Annotated in this window: 19 protein-coding genes, 1 tRNA gene and 1 CRISPR repeat array; of the genes, 9 read left to right on the forward strand and 11 right to left on the reverse strand. The window is 65.5% G+C overall.

What is annotated here, in order from left to right:
• Positions 1 to 5: 5 nt before the first annotated feature.
• From fabD to FBT96_RS04015, 3 genes are all read right to left on the reverse strand, one after another.
• On the reverse strand, positions 6 to 935 hold the full coding sequence (gene fabD / locus FBT96_RS04005) for an ACP S-malonyltransferase (RefSeq protein WP_136905061.1): 930 nt from the start codon (positions 933 to 935) through the stop codon (positions 6 to 8).
• Between the two features lie 202 nt (positions 936 to 1,137).
• Entirely contained in the window at positions 1,138 to 2,547 is a 1,410-nt protein-coding gene (gene glnA / locus FBT96_RS04010; RefSeq protein ID WP_136905062.1) for a type I glutamate--ammonia ligase, read from the reverse strand.
• A gap of 81 nt (positions 2,548 to 2,628) precedes the next feature.
• A complete protein-coding gene (locus FBT96_RS04015) occupies positions 2,629 to 2,967 on the reverse strand; it encodes a P-II family nitrogen regulator (protein WP_013067397.1) in 339 nt (112 codons plus the stop codon).
• Positions 2,968 to 3,136: 169 nt separating this feature from the next.
• On the opposite strand from FBT96_RS04015, the gene FBT96_RS21590 reads away from it, so the two are divergent.
• Positions 3,137 to 3,775 carry an NAD(P)H-hydrate epimerase gene (locus FBT96_RS21590; protein ID WP_136905063.1) on the forward strand — a complete coding sequence of 213 codons (639 nt, stop codon included), beginning with the start codon at positions 3,137 to 3,139 and terminating at the stop codon, positions 3,773 to 3,775.
• A 68-nt stretch (positions 3,776 to 3,843) separates the two neighbouring features.
• The gene (locus FBT96_RS21595; RefSeq protein ID WP_136905064.1) at positions 3,844 to 4,698 is read left to right on the forward strand and encodes an NAD(P)H-hydrate dehydratase; all 855 of its coding nucleotides are present in this window, start codon (positions 3,844 to 3,846) and stop codon (positions 4,696 to 4,698) included.
• Positions 4,699 to 4,789: 91 nt separating this feature from the next.
• On the opposite strand, the gene FBT96_RS04030 is transcribed toward FBT96_RS21595, so the two are convergent.
• A complete protein-coding gene (locus tag FBT96_RS04030) occupies positions 4,790 to 5,320 on the reverse strand; it encodes a Hint domain-containing protein (RefSeq protein WP_136905065.1) in 531 nt (176 codons plus the stop codon).
• A 186-nt stretch (positions 5,321 to 5,506) separates the two neighbouring features.
• Here FBT96_RS04030 and FBT96_RS04035 point away from each other — a divergent pair.
• Positions 5,507 to 5,589 (forward strand) — tRNA-Leu (locus tag FBT96_RS04035).
• Between the two features lie 82 nt (positions 5,590 to 5,671).
• Here FBT96_RS04035 and FBT96_RS04040 read toward each other — a convergent pair.
• Both FBT96_RS04040 and FBT96_RS04045 read right to left on the reverse strand, forming a co-directional pair.
• Positions 5,672 to 6,694, reverse strand: a complete 1,023-nt coding sequence (locus tag FBT96_RS04040) for a site-specific integrase (RefSeq protein WP_136905066.1) — start codon at positions 6,692 to 6,694, stop codon at positions 5,672 to 5,674.
• The gene (locus FBT96_RS04045) at positions 6,691 to 6,927 is read right to left on the reverse strand and encodes a helix-turn-helix transcriptional regulator (protein WP_169583191.1); all 237 of its coding nucleotides are present in this window, start codon (positions 6,925 to 6,927) and stop codon (positions 6,691 to 6,693) included. The genes FBT96_RS04040 and FBT96_RS04045 overlap by 4 nt, the downstream gene beginning before the upstream one ends.
• A gap of 288 nt (positions 6,928 to 7,215) precedes the next feature.
• Here FBT96_RS04045 and FBT96_RS04050 point away from each other — a divergent pair, with 288 nt between their 5' ends.
• The gene (locus tag FBT96_RS04050; protein ID WP_136905068.1) at positions 7,216 to 7,647 is read left to right on the forward strand and encodes a hypothetical protein; all 432 of its coding nucleotides are present in this window, start codon (positions 7,216 to 7,218) and stop codon (positions 7,645 to 7,647) included.
• A gap of 64 nt (positions 7,648 to 7,711) precedes the next feature.
• Entirely contained in the window at positions 7,712 to 8,182 is a 471-nt protein-coding gene (locus FBT96_RS04055; protein WP_136905069.1) for a 3'-5' exonuclease, read from the forward strand.
• Between the two features lie 3 nt (positions 8,183 to 8,185).
• Here the strand turns inward: FBT96_RS04055 and FBT96_RS04060 are convergent, their stop codons facing one another.
• Complete coding sequence (locus FBT96_RS04060) at positions 8,186 to 8,830, reverse strand: NYN domain-containing protein (RefSeq protein WP_136905070.1); 645 nt, start codon at positions 8,828 to 8,830, stop codon at positions 8,186 to 8,188.
• 178 nt (positions 8,831 to 9,008) lie between these two features.
• Between FBT96_RS04060 and cas6 the strand changes: the two genes are divergently transcribed.
• The 3 genes from cas6 to cas2 all read left to right on the forward strand — a co-directional run bounded on the left by cas6 (position 9,009) and on the right by cas2 (position 12,853).
• Entirely contained in the window at positions 9,009 to 9,851 is an 843-nt protein-coding gene (gene cas6, locus FBT96_RS21705) for a CRISPR system precrRNA processing endoribonuclease RAMP protein Cas6 (protein WP_455769538.1), read from the forward strand.
• Positions 9,852 to 10,409: 558 nt separating this feature from the next.
• Positions 10,410 to 11,765 (forward strand): CRISPR-associated endonuclease Cas1, encoded by a 1,356-nt coding sequence (gene cas1 / locus FBT96_RS21605; protein WP_455769539.1) that lies wholly within the window; start codon positions 10,410 to 10,412, stop codon positions 11,763 to 11,765.
• Between the two features lie 69 nt (positions 11,766 to 11,834).
• Positions 11,835 to 12,216: a CRISPR direct-repeat array (repeat unit 37 nt; unit sequence GTCTCAATCCGCTTACTGGCGGGAGAGGTGTCTGGGC).
• A 346-nt stretch (positions 12,217 to 12,562) separates the two neighbouring features.
• A complete protein-coding gene (gene cas2 / locus FBT96_RS04075) occupies positions 12,563 to 12,853 on the forward strand; it encodes a CRISPR-associated endonuclease Cas2 (RefSeq protein ID WP_023924107.1) in 291 nt (96 codons plus the stop codon).
• Between the two features lie 596 nt (positions 12,854 to 13,449).
• Here the strand turns inward: cas2 and FBT96_RS04080 are convergent.
• Genes FBT96_RS04080 through FBT96_RS04095 form a run of 4 tightly spaced genes read right to left on the reverse strand, consistent with a single transcriptional unit; the run spans position 13,450 to position 19,929 of the window.
• Complete coding sequence (locus FBT96_RS04080; protein ID WP_136905071.1) at positions 13,450 to 15,696, reverse strand: hypothetical protein; 2,247 nt, start codon at positions 15,694 to 15,696, stop codon at positions 13,450 to 13,452.
• Positions 15,693 to 16,961, reverse strand: coding sequence for an RAMP superfamily CRISPR-associated protein (locus FBT96_RS04085; protein ID WP_136905072.1), 1,269 nt, complete (start codon positions 16,959 to 16,961; stop codon positions 15,693 to 15,695). Before FBT96_RS04085 ends, FBT96_RS04080 begins: the two co-directional genes overlap by 4 nt.
• Complete coding sequence (locus tag FBT96_RS04090; RefSeq protein ID WP_136905073.1) at positions 16,958 to 18,583, reverse strand: RAMP superfamily CRISPR-associated protein; 1,626 nt, start codon at positions 18,581 to 18,583, stop codon at positions 16,958 to 16,960. The genes FBT96_RS04085 and FBT96_RS04090 overlap by 4 nt, the downstream gene beginning before the upstream one ends.
• A complete protein-coding gene (locus FBT96_RS04095; RefSeq protein ID WP_136905074.1) occupies positions 18,580 to 19,929 on the reverse strand; it encodes a Cas10/Cmr2 second palm domain-containing protein in 1,350 nt (449 codons plus the stop codon). Before FBT96_RS04095 ends, FBT96_RS04090 begins: the two co-directional genes overlap by 4 nt.
• An 80-nt stretch (positions 19,930 to 20,009) precedes the next feature.
• Here FBT96_RS04095 and FBT96_RS04100 point away from each other — a divergent pair, with 80 nt between their 5' ends.
• A complete protein-coding gene (locus FBT96_RS04100) occupies positions 20,010 to 21,662 on the forward strand; it encodes a magnesium transporter CorA family protein (RefSeq protein WP_136905075.1) in 1,653 nt (550 codons plus the stop codon).
• The last annotated feature ends 174 nt before the right edge of the window (positions 21,663 to 21,836 follow it).

Consider the following 21,836-nt stretch of genomic DNA (forward strand, 5'->3'; position numbering starts at 1 on the left):
CGCCCTCAGCCCTTCAGCGCCACCACATCCTCGGGCGTGCCGACGGCTTTCTGCGTCGTTTCCTTGGCGATGCGCTTGATCATGCCCGAAAGCGCCTTGCCCGCGCCCACTTCGCAGAAGTCGGTCACGCCTTGCGACACCATCCACAGCACCGACTCGCGCCAGCGCACCGATCCGGTGACCTGCGCCACCAGCAGCTGCCGAAGGGTCTCGGGGTCGACGACCGCCTCGGCGCGCACGTTCGCCACCACCGGCACGACAGGCGCCAAGACCGTCACCGCCGCCAGCGCCTCGGCCATCCGGTCGGCGGCGGGCTGCATCAGCGCGCAATGGAACGGCGCCGAGACCGGCAGCATCACCGCCCGTTTCGCGCCCTTGCCCTTGGCGATCTCGACCGCGCGTTCGACCGCCGCCTTGTGCCCGGACACCACGACCTGCGCCGGATCATTGTCATTCGCCGCCTGACAGACCTCGCCCTGCGCCGCCTCGGCCGCCACTTCGGTTGCCGTCGCGAAATCCAGCCCCAGCAGCGCCGCCATCGCGCCCACGCCCACCGGCACCGCCGATTGCATCGCCTCGCCGCGGATGCGCAGAAGCCGCGCCGTATCCGCCAGCGTCAGGGCCCCCGCCGCGCACAGCGCCGAATATTCCCCAAGCGAGTGCCCGGCGACAAAAGCCGCCTCCGTCACCGCAAATCCCTCGGCCTTCAGCGCCGCGACCGCCGCCAGCGAGGTCGCCATCAACGCCGGTTGCGCATTCGCCGTCAGCGTCAGCCGCTCGATCTCGCCGTCCCAGATCAAGGCGCTCAGCTTTTCGTTCAGCGCGTCATCGACCGCATCGAAGACCGCCTTCGCCGCCGGATAGGCCTCGGCCAAGGCCTTGCCCATTCCGATCGTCTGCGCCCCCTGACCGGGGAACACCCATGCCACGCTCATGCCCGCCTCCTTGGTAATGCTGCCGTTTCATACCGTGACGCTGCGTCCGGAGCAACCGCGCCGCCCGGGCTCCAGCGCCGCAGGCAAAGAGCGTATTTGCACCAAGAAGAAGCCGCGGGTTTCTTCTTGGCTCAAATACGCCCTTCTGCCCGGCAAAAGAAAAGGGCGCCCGAAGGCGCCCTTTCCCGAACCATCCCGCCGATCAGCAGGAATAGTACATCTGGTATTCGACCGGGTGGGGGGTGTGCTCGTAGGCATACACTTCTTCCCACTTCAGCGCCATGTAGCCTTCCAGCTGGTCCTTGGTGAAGACGTCACCGGCCAGCAGGAATTCATGATCCTTCTCGAGCTCGGTCAGCGCTTCACGCAGGCTGCCGCAGACGGTCGGGATCGCGGCCAGTTCTTCCGGCGGCAGATCGTAAAGGTCCTTGTCCGACGCCGGGCCCGGGTCGATCTTGTTCTTGATGCCGTCCAGACCGGCCATCAGAAGGGCGGCAAACGCCAGATAGGGGTTCGCCGACGGATCGGGGAAGCGGGCTTCGACGCGTTTGGCTTTCGGCGATTCCGTCCACGGAATACGGACGCAGCCCGAGCGGTTGCGGGCCGAATAGGCGCGCAGCACCGGAGCCTCGAAGCCCGGGATCAGACGCTTGTAGCTGTTGGTGCCCGGGTTGGTCAGGGCGTTCAGCGCCTTGGCGTGTTTCAGGATGCCGCCGATGAAATACAGCGCTTCCTGCGACAGGTCCGCATATTTGTCGCCGGCAAAGAGCGGTTTCCCGTCTTTCCAGATCGACATGTTCACGTGCATCCCCGAGCCGTTGTCGCCCTTCATGGGCTTGGGCATGAAGGTCACGGTCTTGCCATAGGCATGCGCGACGTTGTGGATGACGTATTTGTATTTCAGGATGTTGTCGGCCTGTTCGGTCAGACCGCCGAAGATCAGCCCGAGTTCGTGCTGGCAGGTCGCCACTTCGTGGTGGTGCTTGTCGACCTTCATGCCCATGCGCTTCATCGTCGAGAGCATCTCGCCGCGCAGGTCCTGGGCTTCGTCGACCGGGTTCACCGGGAAGTAGCCGCCCTTGTGGCCGGCGCGGTGGGCAAGGTTGCCCATCTCGACTTCGGCGTCGGTGTTCCAGGCCGCCGCTTCCGCGTCGATCTGATAGGCGACCTTGGCCGGGGTGACCGAGTAGCGCACGTCGTCGAAGATGAAGAATTCGGCTTCCGGCCCGAAATAGGCGACGTCACCGATGCCCGAGGCCTTCAGATAGGCTTCGGCCTTCAGCGCGATGCCGCGCGGGTCGCGCGAATAGGCTTCGCCGGTGTCCGGCTCGACCACGTTGCAATGCACGCACATGGTCTTTTCGGCATAGAAGGGGTCGATGTAGACCGAGGACGCGTCCGGGATCAGTTTCATGTCCGACTGATCGATCGACTTCCAGCCCGCGATCGACGAGCCGTCGAACATGAAGCCTTCCTCGAAGAAGTCCTCGTCGACGAGGTCGGCGACAAGCGTCACGTGCTGCAGTTTGCCACGCGGGTCGCAGAAACGGATGTCGACATATTCGACCTCCTCCGCCTTCATCAGTTCGAGAGCCTTTTTGACTGCGCTCATTTGCAAATTACCCTTTCGTTGAGCATGGGGTGCGGGCTGGGCCCGTTGCGGTGCCGGGCCATCGCCCGAAATTCGGAAGTCTCAGACCGCGTCCTCGCCGGTCTCGCCGGTGCGGATGCGGATCGCCTGTTCGATCGAGGAGACGAAGATCTTGCCGTCCCCGATCTTTTCGGTGCGCGCGGCGCCGACGATGGCCTCGATGGCGATATCGACCATCTCGTCGGGCAGAACCATCTCGATCTTCACCTTGGGCAGGAAGTCGACGACATATTCGGCCCCGCGATAAAGCTCGGTATGGCCCTTTTGCCGCCCGAAGCCCTTCACCTCGATCACGCTCAGCCCTTGAATCCCCGCTTCCTGAAGCGCTTCCTTCACTTCATCGAGCTTGAAAGGCTTGATGATCGCCTCGACCTTCTTCATGCCGACTCCCCCCTTTCGATCTTGCGCCCTCGTCTCACCACTTTCCACGCCGCCCCGCAATCGGCTAGCTTTTGGCTTGTGCGTCGTGCCCGGGGATTCCCCGAATGGCGATGATGATTTGGGCGGTTAGCATATTTATTGTGCGAAATGTAAACTGTTTGGGCGGCAAATGACGGAAATCCTGACGAGTGATGAAATGCGCAGCCTTGAGAGAGCTGCCATCGCCTCCGGCCGCGCCAGCGGGCTCGAGCTGATGGAACGCGCGGGGGCGGCGGTGGTCGAGGCGATCGCCGAGGCCTGGCCCGACTTCCGCCCTCCCGCCGAGGCGGGGCGCCATGCGATGATCCTGTGCGGGCCGGGCAACAATGGCGGCGACGGCTTCGTGGTGGCGCGGCTCCTGCGCCGCCGCGGCTGGAAGGTGACGCTCTATCTTTACGGCGACCCCGAGCGCCTGCCGCCCGACGCCCGCGCCAATCACGACCGCTGGCGCCGCATCGGCACGCTGTCGGCCCTGCCCGCCGCGCCCGATTTCAGCAGTGCCGATCTGGTCGTCGATGCGCTTTTCGGGCTTGGGCTGACGCGGCCGCTGACCGGCTTCGGCCCGATCTTCGCCGCGCTCGCCACGGCGGGGCGGCCGGTGCTGGCGATCGACCTGCCCTCGGGGCGCGATGCCGATGCGCAGCCCGACTCGGCCGGCTGGCCCTCGGCGCCCTGTTCGCTGGCCGTCACCTTCCACCGCGAAAAGCCGCTGCATGCGCGGCTGCGCGCCGAGGGCATCGGCGTCATCGTCAAACCGATCGGCCTTTAGGGCGGATCTTCACGCTTTTCACACCACCCCGCGCTAGGGTTGGAAAAAACGACCGCGCCGGAGGGGCCATGTTCCGCCAGATCACCTTGACCGAGGAGATGCGTTCCCGCCTCGCCAAAGCGCCCGCAGCCCACAAATACGACCACGGCCATGCGCTGATTCTGGCGGGCAGCCCCGGCAAGGGCGGCGCCGCCCGTCTGGCCGCGCGCGCCGCGCTGCGGGTCGGGGCGGGGCTGGTGACGCTGGCCTGTCCGCAGATCAGCCTGGCCGAGAATGCGGCGCAGCTGACCGCGATCATGCTGACGCCGCTGCCCGACGCCTATTCCCTGCGCGGCCATTTTCAAGATCCGCGGCTGAATGCGCTCTGCCTCGGCCCGGGGCTGGGCCTGCCGCGGGCGCTCGAAATGGTGCCTGCGGCGCTCTGGCTGCGCCGGCCCAGCGTGCTTGATGCCGATGCGCTCTCGGCCTTCAGCGCCGACACCGGCCCGCTGTTCAACGCGATGCACGATCAGGTGGTGATCACCCCGCATCAGGGCGAATTCCGCCGCCTGTTTCCCGATCTTGCGCAAGCGCTGGAGGACGGCACCCTGCCCCGGGTCGAGGCCGCCCGTCAGGCCGCCGCGCGGATCAACTGCACGGTGCTGCTGAAAGGCCCCGAAACCGCGATCGCCCAGCCCTCGGGCGAGGCCGCGCTGCACAGCGCCACCGGCGCGCGCGCCGCGCCCTGGCTGGCCACCGCCGGATCGGGCGACGTTCTGGCGGGGATCATCACCGGGCTGATGGCGCGCGGGCTGACGCCCTTCGAGGCCGCCTGCACCGGCGCCTGGCTGCATGTCGCAGCCGCGCTGAGCTTCGGCCCCGGCCTGATCGCCGAGGACCTGCCCGAGGAACTGCCGAAAGTCTTTCGCGCGCTGAACCTCTGAGCCGCGGCCTGAGACCGCGACAGGGCGTATTTTCGCCAAGAAGAAACCCATGGCCTTCTTCTTGGGGCAAATACGCTCTTTCGACCCTTTCTCAGCTGCGCAAGGCCAGGGGATTGCAGCCGATCTCGACCCCATCGGCATAGATCACCTCGGGCGCCTCGAAATGCAGCGCGAAAATCCGGATCTTGCGGCCGGTGATGCGGGTGATGAACTGCCCGTCGATCAGCCGCTCCACCGCCACCAGCGCCTGGGCGGTGCCGAACATCACCTCGGCCCGCCAGTCGCGCAAAAGCACCTGGGTGCCCGCGCCCAGCACCATCGCCTGCCCCGGCCGGTCATGGCCAAGCGCCCCGGGCGCGATGCCGACCAGCCGCGACACCAGCGGCAGGCTGGACAGGCCGCGCAGCACCCGCATCCCCGAGCGGGTGACGATCCGGTCGCCCAAGCTCAGGAATTCGACCGGCAAAAGCCCGTCCATCGTCGTCACCCGCGAGCCCATGGCAAAGCCCGCCACCCCATGCGCGCTCTCGGCGCCCAGACGGGAATCGAATGTGAACGCGGACGCGGAAGACACGGGCGCCTTGGCCCCGCCTTCCTCGCGCCCCGTGGCCTGCCTGTCCATCGGGTCTTCCTGCTCTCGCGCCGGTTTCCGGCGGTTCTGATCATCTGGCCTTTGCGGCTCTGATCCGAATCCTAGGACAGGCCCCGCGGTCTGGCGAGGACAAAGGTTAACAAAACTCTATTTTGCCCACCGACCTGTTGCCCCCCCTACACAGGGGCCGCACGAGTTGCTAAAAGCAAAGGCAGTGCGGGTGTGGCGAAATTGGTAGACGCACCAGATTTAGGTTCTGGCGCCTTGGCGTGGGGGTTCGAGTCCCTTCACCCGCACCATCTTGAGAACATTGGTCCTTTTCGGCCCGGCCCTTGCTTCCCCAGCGGCCTTCGCTCCGGTTTCGCACTTAGTTTCGCACTTTCATGTTCTGTGCTTGTTCTGTTCGCGGCGCTGCTGCGCCTCCTTCGACGCCCGTTTCTGGCTTGCCTGAGCCCGGTATTTCGCGACCATCGCAAGGGTCTTGTGCCCGGTGACGGCCTGGATCTCGGCATCAGAGCACCCGGCCTCGGCCAGTTCCTTGGCCGCCGTGTAGCGCCAGCCGTGTTGCACGAGGCGTTCCTCACCCGTCCTCGCGCCGATCTTGTCGCGCGCCAGTTCGGCCTCGCGCTGCGCCTGCCGCTTGCCAATGTGCTCGGTCAAGTTCTTGGCGAGGATATGCCGTCCGGTCTTGGGCAGGGCTTTCAGATAGGATCTCAGCCGCTCGGGACAGAAGACCTCGATCTTGGCGCCGGTCTTCTCTTGCACGACGCGCATGAATTCACCGTCGAAGTCGGCCCATTCCATCGCGACGCAATCCCCGATGCGCTGGCCGGTGCCGATCATCAACTCATAGATCGTCCGCGCGGTCGCAAGGCCGTGTTCGTCGCAATACCGCTCATAGGCGCGCAACTTGTCTTCGGGCCAAGCGGCATATTCGCCCCCTTTCAGCTTGGGGATGTCTTCGACGGGGTTTCGCTCGATCCATTCCAGATCGACGGCATGGCGACACAGGATCGACAGAACCGCGATCCTTTCATTTGCCTTTGACCAAGTGTCCTGCAGCGCCGCCTGCACAGCCAAGGCATCCTTGCGCCGAAAGGCCCGCATGTCCTTGGTCGCGTTCTTCTCGCGGATCGCCTCGCAATGGCGCCGATAGTTTGCCTGGGTGCCCTTGCTCAATCCGCGGAAACCGGGCGACGCATAGTAGCTGATGATCAGCTTATCCCATGTCGTCCTCGTCGAGCTATTCCGCTTGCCGCTTCGACAAGCCCAGTACTCGCGGGAGAAATCCTCGGAATCAGGGTTGGACGGCAAACGACGACGGAACTTCCCTTTTCGGAAGTAGATGTAGTCTCGCCCCTTGACGGTCTTGAACTCGAGGTATGGCAGGTCAGGTCGTCTCACGGCTCGAACTCCTCATGCTCGACATTCGTGCCATGAAGTGCAGCATCGATATCCGCACAGCGCCAGCACGGAATTTCCGGGCTGAGAAACACCGGTCGCGGCAGGCTGCCGCAGGCAACAAGTCGCTCAAACTCTGGCAGCGTCAACGAAAGCGCGTTCGCCGCTTCGCGTGCGTTCAAAGCGATTTTGAAAGGATTGGAACGCGTCAGACCGGCCATCGTCAAATCCGTCATCTCATCCCGCGCGGTAACCACGCAACCACAGCCCCCTCTCGCCACTCAAAGCTTCGAAGGGAAAACCTATCTTTCCGGCGCGGCATCTCTTGACCCAAAGGGCTCGTTCGGAGCCCGCGGGGCGTGCCTCGCACCGACCAGTGATCGCTTTGCGATCTCTTGCGCGATGGCTTCTCAGCGTTGGGAACCGCAAACCCCGCATCAATATGCGTTCACATAAAACGGCAGGCGAGCTTGCGTCAATGCTTATTTTATGCGATCACATAATTGCATGAGAGGAGGCCTGCCGTGTTTTTCCTTTTTTTCAGCCCGACGCGTGACGGCATGCCGGAGCACATCCGGGATTTTCTCGATCGCGAACACATCACTTGGAACGAAATGGAAAAATTGCTGAATGGATTCCGGGCGATCAAGCCGGACATCACGGTCGGGACTCTCCTCACGTTTCTTTACATTGCGCGCCGGACATCAAACGAGTCGAGCGATATTCCCATCAGCCTGAAGGTCCTCTCCGACGCGCTCGGAATGAGCTATCAAAGCGCCGCGCGGCACTGTGACCTGCTTTCCGAGGGCGTCAGCGGCAACGGCGGCCTCGGGTGGATCGAGAAAATCAGCAACCCCCAGGAACGCGGAAAGGCGATGCAGCTTTCTTACGGAGGCTTGTTCGCGCTGCTTCAGGTATTCGAGAAGCTCAGGCCAGAAGGCCAAACCGGGGAGTAAACCGCGCCCTCGCAAGCGGCACATCTTATCCCTTCCACGTTATCGCCAAGGGACAATTCCCACCATGACCCCTGTCTTTCTCGACATCGAAGCCTCGAGCCTGAGTGGATGGCCCATCGAAATCGGCCTGTCCCGGCTCGGCCCCATCGGCATCGACACATGGTCTTGCCTCATCCAACCCCGCCCGGGCTGGAGCGAGGCCGACTGGGATCCGCGTTCGGCAGAGATTCACGGCATCGCGCGAGAGCGGCTGCACACCGCTCCCGCCGCCGATCTTGTGACCGAGGCGGTCGAGGCGCAGCTTGGGGCCCATGTCCTTTCCGATTGCCCCGAATTCGACGGCAAATGGCTGGCCATGCTGCTGCGCCGCCCGGTGCAGCTTTTGCATTTCGACGATGCGGTCAGCGATACTTTCGGCGCAGAGGCGCTTGGCCGCGCGCAGGATCTGCTCGCCACGCTGCCGCATCCGCATCGCGCGGGGCCCGATGCCGAGGCGATGGCGCAGGTCTGGCTCGAACTGGTGCAGGGCCGCTGAGCCTCAGCCCTCGGGTGGGGCGTATTCGTCGGGCCGCCGCGCCTTGCCAACCGTGGCCCCCATCACCGCGCGCTCAAGATGCCCGGCATTGAGTTTGATCTTGCCGCCCGAAGCATGGCGCAGGATATGCACCGAAGGGTCGCGGCCGGGCGGCGCCACCGTCGTCAGCCGCTTCTCGGGGAAACGCCGCGCGAACATCGCCGCCGTCGCCGCCTGATCGGAATCGGCCGTCAGCAGATAGGCATGGTCGAACACATCCTCGAACGCGTCATGCATCAGATGGATCGCCAGGTTGATATCCCCCGCCTTTTCGGTCGGCTTCTCCCAGCGATCCCCGCAATTGCGGCACATCATCCGCTCATGCACGTAATGACCCAGCGCCACCTCCACCCCCTCGGCCCGCTGCGCCGCGATCACCTGCTCGTGCCGCCAGCGCTTGCCCGCCGAACCGGGATAGAACGCCGTGCAATAGACCACCCGCACCAGCTTTTGCGTCTTTTGCGGCAAGATCACCTGCCCCAGCCGCCAATAGCTGAGCCATTTCAGATGCGGCTGCCCCAGCCGGTCGATCGCGTGATAAAGGTTGAACCCGTCGATATAAAGCGCCGCGCGCGCGGCCCTTGTTTCCTGTTGATCTTTTTCGCTCAATCTGCTACCTCGCAAACATCCACGCGAAGCGGTACGCCGCCAGCAGGCCCTCGACCCCGGTCGGGGGTTTTTCTTTTCTCCCCCTTCCTGAGCGCATTTTTCCGCCCTCGCAATGGCCTTTCGCCGCGGCAAACACGCCGGGCTTGATCTTTGCCTCCGCGCGGCGAAAGACTGCGCCATGCAGCCGATTTCGCTCACGGATTTCCTTTCCGCCCTGTGTGCTCGCGACCTCGTCGTTCAGATCGCGGGGCATGGCGGGCTTGCACAGGGCACGGCCACGCTCGGCCGGGTGCGCGGCGCGATGGGCCATGCGCTGGCGCTTTCCGCCTCGCCCGAGGCGCTGGCGGGGGCGCCTTGCCCCTATGATCCGCCCTGCGCCTATGATCTGTTTCACAACCCGCAAGGCGCGCTGAATGCGGGCTTCGAGCTGCCCAAACCTTTTGTCCTGCGCGCCGATGCGCAAGGCGCGGATCTGGCCATCACGCTGCGCCTGTTCGGGGCCGCCTGCGACTGGGCGCCCGAGTTTCGCGCCGCGCTGATTGCCGGGCTGCGCGGCGGCCTTGATCTGGGCCGCGCGGGGCGGGTGCCGATGCCGGTCACCGCCGTGTCCCATACTCAGCTGACGCTTGCCATGCCGCCAGCGGGGGCGCTGGCTTTGCGCACGCAAACTCCGATCATCCAGCGCCTGCGCGCCGATCACGCCGGGCTGGGCCTTGATCCCGCCTCGCTGCTGACAGGATTTGCCAAACGCGCCAAGGGGATCGCGCAGTGGCATGGGTTCGCGCTCGATCTGCCCGAGGCAGAACTGGCCGAGGCCCTGCGCGCCGCCCCCCCGGCCGTTGCGGGCGAGCGCCGGGCGCTGGCGCGGGGCACAAAACCGCGTCCGGGCTTTTCCGGCCGCATCGCCTTTGCCGCCCCCCCGCCCGAGCTGCGCCGCCTGCTCGCTCTGGCCGAGGCGCTGCACATCGGCGCCGACACCACCATCGGCGCGGGAAGGGTGCGGCTGACGCCGCTCGGCTGATCCGCTTACGGGCGGGAGAGGTGTCTGGGCGATGGCTCGTCTCGAAGGGCTGCCCGCCTTCTTCGAGTCTCAATCCGCTTACTGGCGGGAGAGGTGTCTGGGCAACAGAACGTCGCGAACAAGCCCATGCTGCAGTCTCAATCCGCTTACTGGCGGGAGAGGTGTCCGGGCACACCGATGTAGTCGCCAAGCCGTCGTGGCTTCAGTCTCAATCCGCTTACTGGCGGGAGAGGTGTCCGGGCATCGTGACGTCGATTACCCTCCATCGAGGGATGGTGTCTCAATCCGCTTACTGGCGGGAGAGGTGTCCGGGCTTACCCTCTGCAAACCCAAAACCCGAAGCCGCTTTTCGGTCCGCTTTCCAACCGTGACCTGCCGCATCCCTCGACTCGGGCCCGATTTTCTGGTTTCCTGTGTCTCTCACCTCGTTTTTTCCCTTATTCCGCAGGGGTCTGGCATGATTTCCAACGACGAAAGCCGATTTTCGGGCCTGTTTGGCCAGATTTCCGACCCACATGCCCTCACCTTGGCATTCGAAAAGGTGCGGCGCAACAACGGATGTCCAACCTCTTCTTCGACGGGCTCGACGACCGTTTCGACAGCGGCGCTGCCCGGATCGTGCGCTTTGCCGATGATTTCGTCATCCTCGCCCGCAGCGAGGCCGGGGCCGAGGAAGCCCGCGCGCTCGCCGAGGAGTTCGTCGCCGGTCACGGCCTGCGCATGGTCTCGCGCGAGACGCGGGTGGTCGGGTTCGATCGCGGCTTTCAGTTTCTGGGCCAGCTTTTCGTCCGCTCGCTCGTGCTGCCCGCCCCCGACGAGCCCGACCCTGACGCCAGCGCCGTGATGCGCGAACTGGCCGAGGCCGACGCGGCCACGGCCGAAGCGGTGGCGGCGGGCTATGATCCGGGCGCCCGGGTGCTCTATCTGGTCGAGCCGGAACGCCGCCTGAGCCTGCGCGCCGAAAGTTTCGCCGTGCTTGATGGCGGCGGCAGTCTGCTTTTGTCGCTGCCGCCCGCGCGGGTGAACCGGATCGAACTGGGCCCCGGCGCCGTGGTCGATGACCCGGTCTGGCGTCATGCGCTGGCCACCGACACCACGCTTGCCTTTCTCGATGGCCATGGCGAGACCAAGGGCTATCTTGCCCCGCCGCAGCCCGCCGAGGCGGAGTTGCAGCTGGCACAGGCCGCGCTTGTGCTGCATCCCGAACGGCGTCTGGCGCTGGCGCGGGTTCTGGTCGGGGCGCGGCTGCGCAACCAGCGCGCGCGGCTTGCCGTGCTCAACCGCTCCGCCAAGGCGACCGAGGTGGACCGCGCCATCGCCGCCCTTGGCCGCGCGATCCGGGGCCTTGCCGCGCCGATGCCCGATCTGGACAGCCTGCGCGGCCATGAGGGGCGGGCCGCCCGGATCTACTGGCCCGCGCTGGCGCGGCTCTGCACCGCGCACAAGGGGCCGTTCCTGCGCGAACGTCCTGCGAAAACGCCCCTCAACGCCGCGATCAATTACCTGACCGCGCTTTTGGCCCGCGACATCCGCGCGGCGCTGATCGGCGCGGGGCTGCACCCCGGCTTTGGCGTGCTGCATCAGGCGCAGGACCGGGGCGACGCCGCCGTCTATGACCTGATGGAGGTGTTCCGCGCCACCCTCTCCGAGGGGCTGGCGGTGAGCCTCTTCAACCGCCGCCGCCTGCGCGCCGAGATGTTCGAGCCGCAGGGCGACAGCCTGCGCATCCTCACCCCCGGTCGGCGCGCGCTGATCACCGGCTACGAGGAGGCGCTGGAACGGGTGATCAGCTCGAGCCAGACCGGACAGCGCCACGCCCTGCGCCGGATCATGCTCGAAGAGGCCCGCGCGCTCGCCCGCCACTGCCGCAGCCCGGAAACAATGCCCTACCTGCCGCAGATGCAGGACTACTGACCCCGCTGCGAGGCGGGAGAGGTGTCTGGGCTTTCTCCTCTGCGTGATTTTTGCCGCATGGGGGGCGTTGTCTCAATCCGCTTACTGGCGGGAGAGGTGTCTGGGCTTCATGCCGCCATGGCGGAAATGGAGAGAAAGTCTCAATCCGCTTACTGGCGGGAGAGGTGTCTGGGCATGTCCTCGAGATGAGTGCAACCCTCAATAAGTCTCAATCCGCTTACTGGCGGGAGAGGTGTCTGGGCGCGGCGGGACCGATCTGGGCACCACGACCGCGTCTCAATCCGCTTACTGGCGGGAGAGGTGTCTGGGCTGGAGGAAGTGGAGGCGGCGCTGGCGCCGCTGCGTCTCAATCCGCTTACTGGCGGGAGAGGTGTCTGGGCCCAGTACGACGCTCACCTCGCGGGACACAACGCGTCTCAATCCGCTTACTGGCGGGAGAGGTGTCTGGGCTTACCCTCTGCAAACCCAAGACCCGAAAGCGCTTTTTGGTCCGCTTTCCAACCGTGATGTGCCCGACATGCCGAAACAGCCCTTGCAAGCCCGGTTTTTGCGCGTGTTTTTCCTCCTTTATCCTTGGTTTTCAAGGTCATGACAGGTTTTCCAACGGTGAATCGGCACTTTTGCCCGATTTTCCCTCTTTCAAGATCAGCCTGACAGGCGAAATTCCCCCTGTCCAGCCTCAAGATTGCCCCGCGCCACGACAGACCGCCGCAGGGCCGCCCGCCCGGCAAGGGCTTTCGCCGCCCCCCGTTTCGCGGCAGACTGAGACCCGAAATCCGCACCGAAAAGGGTCTGCCATGCCGCGCGCCGAGATGCTGATGGTCTTCACCTATGACGTGTCGCAAGACCGCAAGCGGCGCCGGGTGGCGCGGATCCTGGAAGGGGCCGCGACGCGGGTGCAATATTCGGTCTTCGAGGCGCGGCTGAGCGAGCAGCGCGCGGCGGCGCTGGCCCAACGCGTCGCGGCCGAACTTGCCCCCGGCGACAGCCTGCGCGTCTATGCCATCGGCGCGAGCGGCGAAACCCGCACCCGCACCTACGGCGACGCCGCCCCGATCGAGCCGCCGGGGAATTACTGGCTGGTCTGACCGACCCCGGACAGATGCCGCACAGACCGATGCCAATCCACCCTCTGGCGGGAGAGGTGTCTGGGCCAACTACGAGCACATTCTGCGCCCGTGGCTAAATGGGTCTCAATCCGCTTACTGGCAGGAGAGGCGTCTGGGCTCTGGGGATGGTGGTGGTGACCACCGAGCAGGGGTCTCAATCCGCTTACTGGCGGGAGAGGTGTCTGGGCTCGCACAAGGTCATCAAGACCAATGTCGGCATCGAGTCTCAATCCGCTTACTGGCGGGAGAGGTGTCTGGGCCAGCAACGCCGAAACGACGCGGCCGTTTACGGTGTCTCAATCCGCTTACTGGCGGGAGAGGTGTCTGGGCTTACCCTCTGCAAACCCAAGACCCGAAAGCGCTTTTGGGTCCGCTTTCCAACCGTGATGTGCCCGACACTCCGAAACAGCCCTTGCAAGCCCGTTTTTCACGCGTCTTTCTCCTCCTTTTTCCTTTTGCTTCAGAGACATGATCTACTTTCCAACGTCGAATCGCGATTTTCGGCCAGTTTTCGGGCGTAGAAGCTCGTCCCGGAGAAGAGTGACAGCCCGGTGCCGGGCTGTAAAGCGCGGCCTTCACCCCTCCTTGCGACCGGTTTTCGCACTGCGCCGCGGCGGCGAGAGCAGACAGTCCGGACCCGAATGGCCCTTGCCAGAGTCATAGGCGGTCTTTCGCAACGCCGGGTAGCTGGGCGCCTCGCGGCCAAGGCCCATGTAGCCGCGCTGATCGTGGCCCTTGCCCTTGGGATCGGCGGCACCCAGCAGCTCCTGCACCGGGGCGATGTCGGGCCATTGCGGGTCGGTCTTGCGCATCGCCGCGCCAAAGGCCTGCACGAAGGGGGCAAGGGGCGTGCCGGTGCCAGTGCCCGTGGCGACGAAATCGGCCTCCCACGCGGCGGGGCTTTCGCTGATTGGCGCGCCATCGTTGCGGACCACATGCAGCGACAGTGCCGCCACCCGGGCCTGCCCCGCGCCCTGCGCCTTGGCCCGGCCAATCGCATGGCGCAGCGCCGGATCACCGCCCAGCGTCAGCGCCCAGATCACCGCGCCCAGTTCGGCCGGGGTGACATTGTGCGCCCGGATCTCGCCGGTGAAGCGCAGCTTGTTGCCTTTCGCGGGAGACAGGAAGGTCAGGTGGCTTTGAATGTTGCGGTTGTCGTTGGTGACAAGGGCGCGCAGGTTTTTCACCACATCGGCGCCCGAGCCGCCAAAGGCCGGATAACGCTTGCGGCCCGCGATCTTGACCGGTTCGTTCCAGTCCTTGAGCGGCGTGCCGCGCAGGTAGAACGGCCCGAACGAGGGTTTGGACACGGCCTGAACGGTGTTTTCCGACATGAGTTGCGGCGCGGGACCGACAAGCTTGGCAAAGCCCACCGAAAGACGCGAGCGCAGGTGGCGCTGATCGTGACTTGCGGCAACTTCGGCGGGCGTCGCCTCGGGCCCGGGTTCGCGCACGAAGCCCATCAGCGTCTGCACGAAATCGGGGGTGTCCCAGGTCTGCCCATGCGGCGCGGGGATCAGGTCGCGCAGCCGGTGCTTCATCCGGCGCTTGAAGACCTTGACCAGACCGAAGTCGAAATCGCTTTCGCCCGGGGTGCCGATCCAGAACACCGGGACGGGCTTGCCTGCCTCCAGCGTCGGGAAAAGTTCCTTCCAGTTGCCCGCGGGACGCGGCTTGTCGCGGGTGATGGTCGAGTTCATGTCGAGGAAATCGCGCCATTCCTGATCGCTCAGGGTGAAGCTGCGGTCCGAGGCGCGGGTCTCGAAGACATATTCGACCTTCTTCGCCTGGCCCTTTTCGCGCTGCTTCGCTTGTTGGTCGAGCTTGCGGGCGGTCTCGTCAGTGGCCTTGATCGTGGGGGATTTGCCCGCGCAGACGAAGACGCCGGTGATCTGGCCTTTCGGGTCGCGGCGAACCAGATGCGCCCCCGTGCTGATGAAGCCCTGCGCCTTGGTGAAGTCGATCACCGGGGCTTCGTCGCGGGGCTGCGGGCGGGCGCACATGCCCAGTTCGGCATATTTCCCCACCATGTCGGTGCAGATCCAGCGGGCGTGGTCCATCCCCGAGCTGCGGCCCTGTCGCATCTCGCGGATGCTGATTTCATGGATCTTGCAGGGCGTGATCTCGTAGATCGGCTTGCCGTCCTCGCCCAAGGATTTTTGCAGCCAGCCGCCCTTCACTTCAGGGCGAGTGTCGTCCTTGAAAAGCTTGTGGGTAAAGTCGCGCATGCCGAAGGCGCGGTGGCCATCGACCTGTTCAAGCCGCCCCATCGCGGCGATCTCAAGGGTCGATCGCAAGAGCCCGCGCAGGGACGAGCCCGGCAGCACATACTGCCCCGCGACCTTGAGCGGGCCAAAGCGCGGCGTGTCCCCCTCCTTGCGCATCGGGTCGCCGCCGTCGCCAATCAGCATCGGGCCATCGAATTCCCAGGTGACCGAGAGGGTGGCGCAAAGCCCGTCCTGAAGCGGCCTGTCGTGCAAGTGTCCCTCGGACCAGGCCTTTTTCACAGCGTCTTCCGGGGGAGCAATCTTTTGCGACAGCGCCACGAAACGGAAGGGCGCGTGCCAGTCTTCGGGCGGGATCGGCGCAGCCCCGCGGGGCGACGTGGCCGGGCCGCGCGCGGGCGCACCACCACGCCCGGACAATGGCCGAGAGGTCGGCATCGGGCGGCGGGATTGATAGGCTTCGAAGACCTTGTCGATCTCCTCGGCGCTGAGCGTCACCCCCTCGCTTGCCAGGAAGGCTTTCGCCTCGCGGCGGTAATCCTCAAGGCGGGGATTTTCGGCGGCAATATCCTGCAGTTCTTCGTGAACGTAGCTCATTTCACCCCCTCCTGCACCCGGAACCAGCCATAGCCGCGCGTCGTCGCGTGACCGATGTCGAGTCCGTTTGCACGGACATCCTCGACCAGAACGCGCAGGAAGTCGCGCGCCGCATCGCTGACCTCGGCTAGCCGGAACTCCAGCCGGAAGGTCGCGGTTTCGGCCTCGATCTCGAACAGGCCCTGTTCGATCGGCGCCCCGGTGAAACGGTCGATCTTGACCGAGGTCACGCGGTCGGGCGCCCCATGCGCGTCCTCGGAAAGGCGCAAAGACAACCTCCCCTTGCGCTTTTCGCTGCCGAAAAGCTCGAGCATCACCCCCTCGGCCACGGGAGCCCCGCGCATCTTGGCCAATTCGGCCAACCAGACGGCCCGGCTGCGCAAAACACCCAGAACAGAGCTGGCCGAGATCACCGCCTTTGTCCCCTGCCGCAGCGGGATCAGATGCGGTTCCTTCTTGTCCTTGTCGCGTTCGTGGTGGCTGTCGGCGATCAGGAAGGGGAAATCGCAACGCAGCGTCAGACTGAAATCAGGTGTCACGGCGCCCGCCGGGGTGGTCAGCGACCGGACCGTGCCTTTGCCTTCGACAAGCGCACCGGTCGGCTCTGTCGTCCAGGGGGTGAGCGTGACACGATCATCCTTGAGCGCCAGACGACCAAAGCCAAGCTTGGTATCAGCACCAAGGCAGGCCTCGCCCGCGCGGGAGAAATGGCCCAGGATCTCCAGCGTCCGCGCCACGCGCGCTTCGAACGCGGAGGCCGAGGCCCGGCATTCCAGACGCAGGCGAAATTCGAATTCCGCCCCTTCGCCCACGACTTCGCGGCTGAAGAGCTTGTTGCGTTCGGAGATGCCGCGGCCCGCGTCGATGGCCGTGCGGGTCCGGACAGAGCTTTGCCCCTCCTTGCCCTTGCGGCTTCCCTTGCCGATCGCCTGACCGGCCTTCAGCATCCGACCGCCACGGAAGAGCAGCGCCCCCATCCGCCCGCTGTCGTCCTCCTTGATCTGGCCGAAGAGGCTGTCGGTCATCACCTTGTCACCACCCCGGTCAAGGCGACGCATCAGCCCCTTGAGCGCGGTCGGCGGCAGCCAGGGCACCCCGCCATCGGCCATGGCAAAAAGACCGATCTCGCTTCTCTCTTCTTCGCCATCGCGCTGCCGGGTGATGGTCTCGACCTGACCCGAGCCGACGTGAAGCGGCGACAGGCACACCAGCCGCCCGGAAAGATCAAGCCGCCGCAAGCGGATGTCGGAAAGCCCCTCGCTCATGCGCCCACCTTTTCGATGCTGATGCGGCCCCAGCCATTTTCCGGCTGGAACGGACAGTCCCGCCAGCCGGGACGGGTCTTGCCCAGACGCGGCGGCAGCCCCCTTCGGACAAGTTCAGCCAGCTGCGCCGGATCGGTGACGCGCAGCCGGAAGGCGCTGCCCGGCAGGGTGACGAAATGCGGTCGGTAAACACCTGCCCCCCGCATGCCCAGATAATCGCCGCGAAGATCCTGCGCAGCCATGAAGCCGGTCATCTCGGCCCCCGCCACATCGCGCCAATAGGCCCGATAGACCTCTGCCGGCGGTCCCTCGGCCGGATCGCCCAGCACCGCCTCGGTCTCCACCACCACGAGCCAGTCGCCCGTCACAACCGGCGCCAGAGCGGGTGCCGCCCCCAGCACGTGAACCGTTGCCCGCGCGCAGGTCGAGCCGAGGCGGTCAAGCCCGGCCACCAGTGTACCCCAGTAAAGTGCCTGCTGCGACGCGGGGATGGCGCCGAAGTCGATCTCGGTCAGCCAGCGGGTCTGTCCCGGATCAACCAGCGTGGTGAAGAAAAGCGCCTGATCGACCGCCGCACCGGTCTCGGGGTCGATGCGCACATGCGCCCGGTCGCTAAGGCTCAGATCGGCCCGTTTCACCCCGCGCCGCTTCTCCGCGTCCTCGAGCTGCGCGGTCTTCCAGTCGGGCCTGGTGACGAACCGCTTCTCGCCGCGCGCCAGACCCGGGTCCGCCAGCACATCGGCAAAACGCGCCTCGTCGGGCAGCCAGACCCAGGACAGCGGCAGCACCGCGCGGCTGGCCCCCTCCGGGACCGCATGGGCGATCGACAGGGCGGAAAAATCGGCGTCCTCCTCGGGCCGGTGGCCAAGCGCGCGCAAGGCGGCGGCCAGCGCCCCCTTGAGCACCCCGCCCGGGACGGTTTCGGAACTGGCGACGACGTTGTCGGCCACGCGCTGCGCATCGACCAGAAATGGCCGATCGAAAGCCAGCGCCACCGCCACCCGCCCCGCAGGCGGGGCCACCGGCGCGGCGGACAAGGCGACCATCTTCGGCTTGGACAGCTCGACCGACACGACCTCGCCAAAGCCCGCGCTCTTCATCGAGCCGATGGCGCTGATATGCGTGGCCGCCGCGCGCAGAAGCGTGATCCACTCCACCGCCTGCGCCTCGGTTTCGGCATGACCGTAGATCTTGCCAACGAACTGCACTTCGGCCCCGGGCGGCGCCACCAGTTCGGTCACCACCAGATGCCCTTCGCGCACCGTGCCGGGGGCATCTGGCGTCTTGTCGTCGATCTCGACCCGTGTCGAGGGCATTCCGGCGGCGGACAGCCCCTCGGCCCGCAGATCGGAAAACACCAGTGCCCCGCGCAGATTCGCCTGATCGGGGCCGGGTTGACCAAAGATCGCCTCAAGCGCCGTCAGCGGTTTGCCTGCATCCGCAAGCATCCCCGCCAGCGCCGCGCGCAGCACCCCCTTGATCTGATCGGCGGGCAGAAGCGGATGCCCCTGCGCATCGCGCAAGGCGGTGGCATCATAGCCCCAGCCGTTCAGGCTCAGCCCCGGGAACAGGAACGGCGCGCGCAACCGCACCGTCACGTCGCAGTCGATCTGCACGCTCATGCCGCCTCCCCGCAATAATCCCAAAGCTGCGCTGCAACGGCCAGATGCAGGGCCGGATTGTCCGACGCCACCCCCGGCAAGCGCAGAGCGGAGGCCTTGGCGGTGCGCTCGGTGTAATGGTCGAGACGCTTGGCCACCTCCGCCGCCGCGGCCGAAAGATCGGGAAGGTCGCGCAAGGCCCGATAGATCTGGCTGCGTCGGATCACATCCTTGTCCTCGGTTGTCCGCAAATACCGCAGCACCGCGGCCAGATCCGCCGCCTCGGCCAGGGGCCAGGCCTGCATCGCATCATCGTGACCCACGCCATAAAGTCGCTGGCGATGGGCCGAAAGCCCGTCCATCGGCGGCGCAGCGCTTTCGAAAACGTCAATCGAACAGAGGCTGCCCGGCAGACCCGAGGCCCGAAGCGCATCTACCGCCTCGAAGGCAAGACCGGTCATCTGCCGGATCGGCGTGCTGCGATCGGCGATGATCGCGCCAAGGCGGAAATGCACCGCACTGCCCTCGATCGCCTCATCGGCCGTCCAGTCATGAAAGCCTGCCAGAAAATCGAACAGCTTCCATGCCGGCAACACGAACATCAGATCGTCGCCGCCCGCCAGCAGCACCTCGAATTGCAGAACGTCCCCGCTCCAACCGGCAGCCCAGATGACGGCCTGCGCAATGATCCCTGCCTGCATCTCTTGCGCCCGGTCCGAGAAACTCTTCAGCCCTGCCTCGGCCCCCTTTTCCTGTTGCAACTTGACCAGCGCCGCGCCAAAGCCCGCGCCATCAGCATGCACCACCGCCATCTTGTTTTGCGCCGAAAGCGGCACATCACCGTCGCTCAGCCGGATCAGCGTTTCGAAATCCGGCGCCGGATCAAACGCGGTCTGCGCCGCCACCGCCTTGCGATGCTGCCGCCCGTAGTCGCGCCGATCGGCGACGGACCGGCTCACCAGGCCCTTCTTGCCGATATCCACCACCGCGGGCTGGGTCTTCGAGAGCGCACAGGGCACGGCGCCGGTCAACGGCCGCGGCGCGGTCCAGCTGCGCAACTGCGAGAGCCGCGCCTCCGCCTCGGCCGCGGCCAGACTGGCCCCCGCGCCGCGCGCGAAATGCAGCTGACCGGCAAGGGTTTTCAGATCTTCGGGCAAACCCGCCACCAGATCGGCAAACAGAAGCTCCGTCTTCGCGATCAGCTTGGAGGCACCGCAGGCCAGCACCGCCTTCTCGCCGATCTGGTCGCGGAAATGGCTGACGATATCCTCGCAGGCGCGCGACGCGCCCCGGATCGTCGAAATGTCCGATGTGTCGAAAAGCGTCTGGTCGAAGTTGACCCCCTCGACATGAAGGTATCTACTCATGCGCAAAAGCCCCCGGATAATTGTCTTCAGAGTGTTTACCCCGATTCCGAAAAGCAACAGAAAACCCGAGGCATGAAAAGATGACGCAGCCCACCGAGGTGACGCCCAGCACCGCCATTCCGCTGTCGCAATTCCGCCAGATCCTGCATTTGCCGCTGTCGCTTCTTGACCCGGATCAGGCGGGCGGCCCCGAGGCGCAGATGCGACGCCTTCTGAAGCAGATGGCTGCCCATGGCTGGGCCCCTGCCCGGACCACCTTCAATGACGAGCCCGGCCCGCACAGCTACGAAGAAGCCGCCTATTTCCATGATTTCGTGCGCGATTTCCTTTATGCCAAGGATCGCGACAACCAGCATTACAGCTTCTGCCGCCCCGACATGATCGACCAGGAGATGGTCTTTCATCTCGGCTCGGGCGATGTCGCCTGCACCATCAAGACGCTGGAGATTGACCTCTTCACCTTTGGCGTCGCGATCCTGACGCTGGAACTGGTCGCCGTCGCGCCGATGACGCTGGCGCGCGCGCTTGACCTCATCGACCACGGCCGCCGCGCCTTTCCGGGCTTCTGGTATGACGACACCACCCCCGGCCTGTGCCCGCGCGCCGTCACCCTGGGCGGCACCCGCCATGAGGCCGAATCACGCACCGAACATGTCGCGCATCTGAAGGCGCCCCAACCCGACGAAAAGCCCGCCCTGCGGCTGTTTCCGTGGTGGCGCAGCCTTCTTGCGCCTCTGTGCCTGCAAGGCGAGAACCGCGAAAGCGGCCTGCCGGTCTGGCGCCACGTGCTGGACGAGCGCATCCCGGTGATGAGCTTCCTCGCCCTGCCCGACAAGGCCGCCTTTGAGAGCATTTCCGAGGGCGACTGGTTCCGCATCGCCGCCGCCGATGGCGCCGGGAAAGACCCTATGCCCTTCAACGGTCCCTTCCTGCGCGCGCAGGCCGAGACCTTGTTTTACGACCGCCACGCCCCCTGCGCCCAAAGCACCAGCTGCACCCGCCACAGTTTCGCGGGCTATCATTACGCGCTGGTCGGCGCGAATATCCCCCCCCCCGATAATTTCTTCGAAGACGTCATCCAGACGCATTTCCGCAGCCATTACCGGCGGATGAATTTCATCGCCCAACTGGAATTCGCCGCCCTGTTGACCTTTTCGCGCCGCGTCACCGATCTCGCGATCACCCCCGACGCCCCCGACTTCCGCGACAAGCTCTTGCGCGTGCGCAAGGATTTCCTGTCCTTCACGCATCGCTTCCTGTTCACCGATGTCTCGAACCACCTGCAGGCGCGCGAGATGAACACGCGGCTGCGCGCCTCGATGAACCTGGACGGGCTGCGCGCCGATGTCGAGGCAGAGCTGAGCGCGGCGTCCGATTTCGCCCTGGCCGAGGAGCAGCGTGACATGGGCCGCTCGCAAGAGGCGCTGACCCGCTTTGCCACGCTGTTCCTGCCCGCGACACTGGCCACCGGCTTTGCCGGCATGAACATCGTGGCGGATTTCCTGGGACAGATCGCCCCCGCCAGCCCCCGCACCGCCTGGCTTTGGGGTCTGGCAGAGCTGATGTTCTGGGCTGCCATCGCCTATGGCATCGGGCTTTTCGTGCAGGGGCTGATCCGGCGCAAGGGGATCGACAGCCCCGACAGCATCGGCCCGCTCTTGCGCCGCGCCGTCAGCTGGACGGGCTTTTGCGCCCTTGTCTGCGCACTTCTGGCGGTGGCGCTGAAAGGCTGAACGCCCCTGCGACGCCCTGTCCTGCGCGCGGGAATTTCGCGGCTGGACAGGGTCGTTTTCGCCTGCCAAGCTCTGGGTGTGGCGGTGAAAACGGCTCAAATCGGCGATTCAGCGTTGGAAATGCCGCCATGATCTTGAAGATAAAGGAAAAAGGAGCAAAAAGACAGCAAAACC

Source organism: Rhodobacter capsulatus, assembly GCF_005144475.1.
Classification (GTDB): Bacteria; Pseudomonadota; Alphaproteobacteria; order Rhodobacterales; family Rhodobacteraceae; genus Rhodobacter; species Rhodobacter capsulatus_C.

Bases quoted from the DNA above. Each gene is read 5' to 3' on its own strand.
- FBT96_RS04085 (WP_136905072.1), bottom strand. From the start codon at position 16,961: ATGAGCGAGGGGCTTTCCGACATCCGCTTGCGGCGGCTTGATCTTTCC.
- fabD (WP_136905061.1), bottom strand. From the start codon at position 935: ATGAGCGTGGCATGGGTGTTCCCCGGTCAGGGGGCGCAGACGATCGGA.
- cas1 (WP_455769539.1), top strand. From the start codon at position 10,410: ATGTCCAACCTCTTCTTCGACGGGCTCGACGACCGTTTCGACAGCGGC.
- cas2 (WP_023924107.1), top strand. From the start codon at position 12,563: ATGCCGCGCGCCGAGATGCTGATGGTCTTCACCTATGACGTGTCGCAA.
- FBT96_RS04095 (WP_136905074.1), bottom strand. From the start codon at position 19,929: ATGAGTAGATACCTTCATGTCGAGGGGGTCAACTTCGACCAGACGCTT.
- FBT96_RS04100 (WP_136905075.1), top strand. From the start codon at position 20,010: ATGACGCAGCCCACCGAGGTGACGCCCAGCACCGCCATTCCGCTGTCG.
- FBT96_RS04080 (WP_136905071.1), bottom strand. From the start codon at position 15,696: ATGAGCTACGTTCACGAAGAACTGCAGGATATTGCCGCCGAAAATCCC.
- FBT96_RS04030 (WP_136905065.1), bottom strand. From the start codon at position 5,320: ATGGACAGGCAGGCCACGGGGCGCGAGGAAGGCGGGGCCAAGGCGCCC.
- FBT96_RS21595 (WP_136905064.1), top strand. From the start codon at position 3,844: ATGTTCCGCCAGATCACCTTGACCGAGGAGATGCGTTCCCGCCTCGCC.
- FBT96_RS21590 (WP_136905063.1), top strand. From the start codon at position 3,137: ATGACGGAAATCCTGACGAGTGATGAAATGCGCAGCCTTGAGAGAGCT.
- FBT96_RS04045 (WP_169583191.1), bottom strand. From the start codon at position 6,927: ATGACGGATTTGACGATGGCCGGTCTGACGCGTTCCAATCCTTTCAAA.
- FBT96_RS04055 (WP_136905069.1), top strand. From the start codon at position 7,712: ATGACCCCTGTCTTTCTCGACATCGAAGCCTCGAGCCTGAGTGGATGG.
- cas6 (WP_455769538.1), top strand. From the start codon at position 9,009: ATGCAGCCGATTTCGCTCACGGATTTCCTTTCCGCCCTGTGTGCTCGC.
- FBT96_RS04015 (WP_013067397.1), bottom strand. From the start codon at position 2,967: ATGAAGAAGGTCGAGGCGATCATCAAGCCTTTCAAGCTCGATGAAGTG.
- FBT96_RS04090 (WP_136905073.1), bottom strand. From the start codon at position 18,583: ATGAGCGTGCAGATCGACTGCGACGTGACGGTGCGGTTGCGCGCGCCG.
- glnA (WP_136905062.1), bottom strand. From the start codon at position 2,547: ATGAGCGCAGTCAAAAAGGCTCTCGAACTGATGAAGGCGGAGGAGGTC.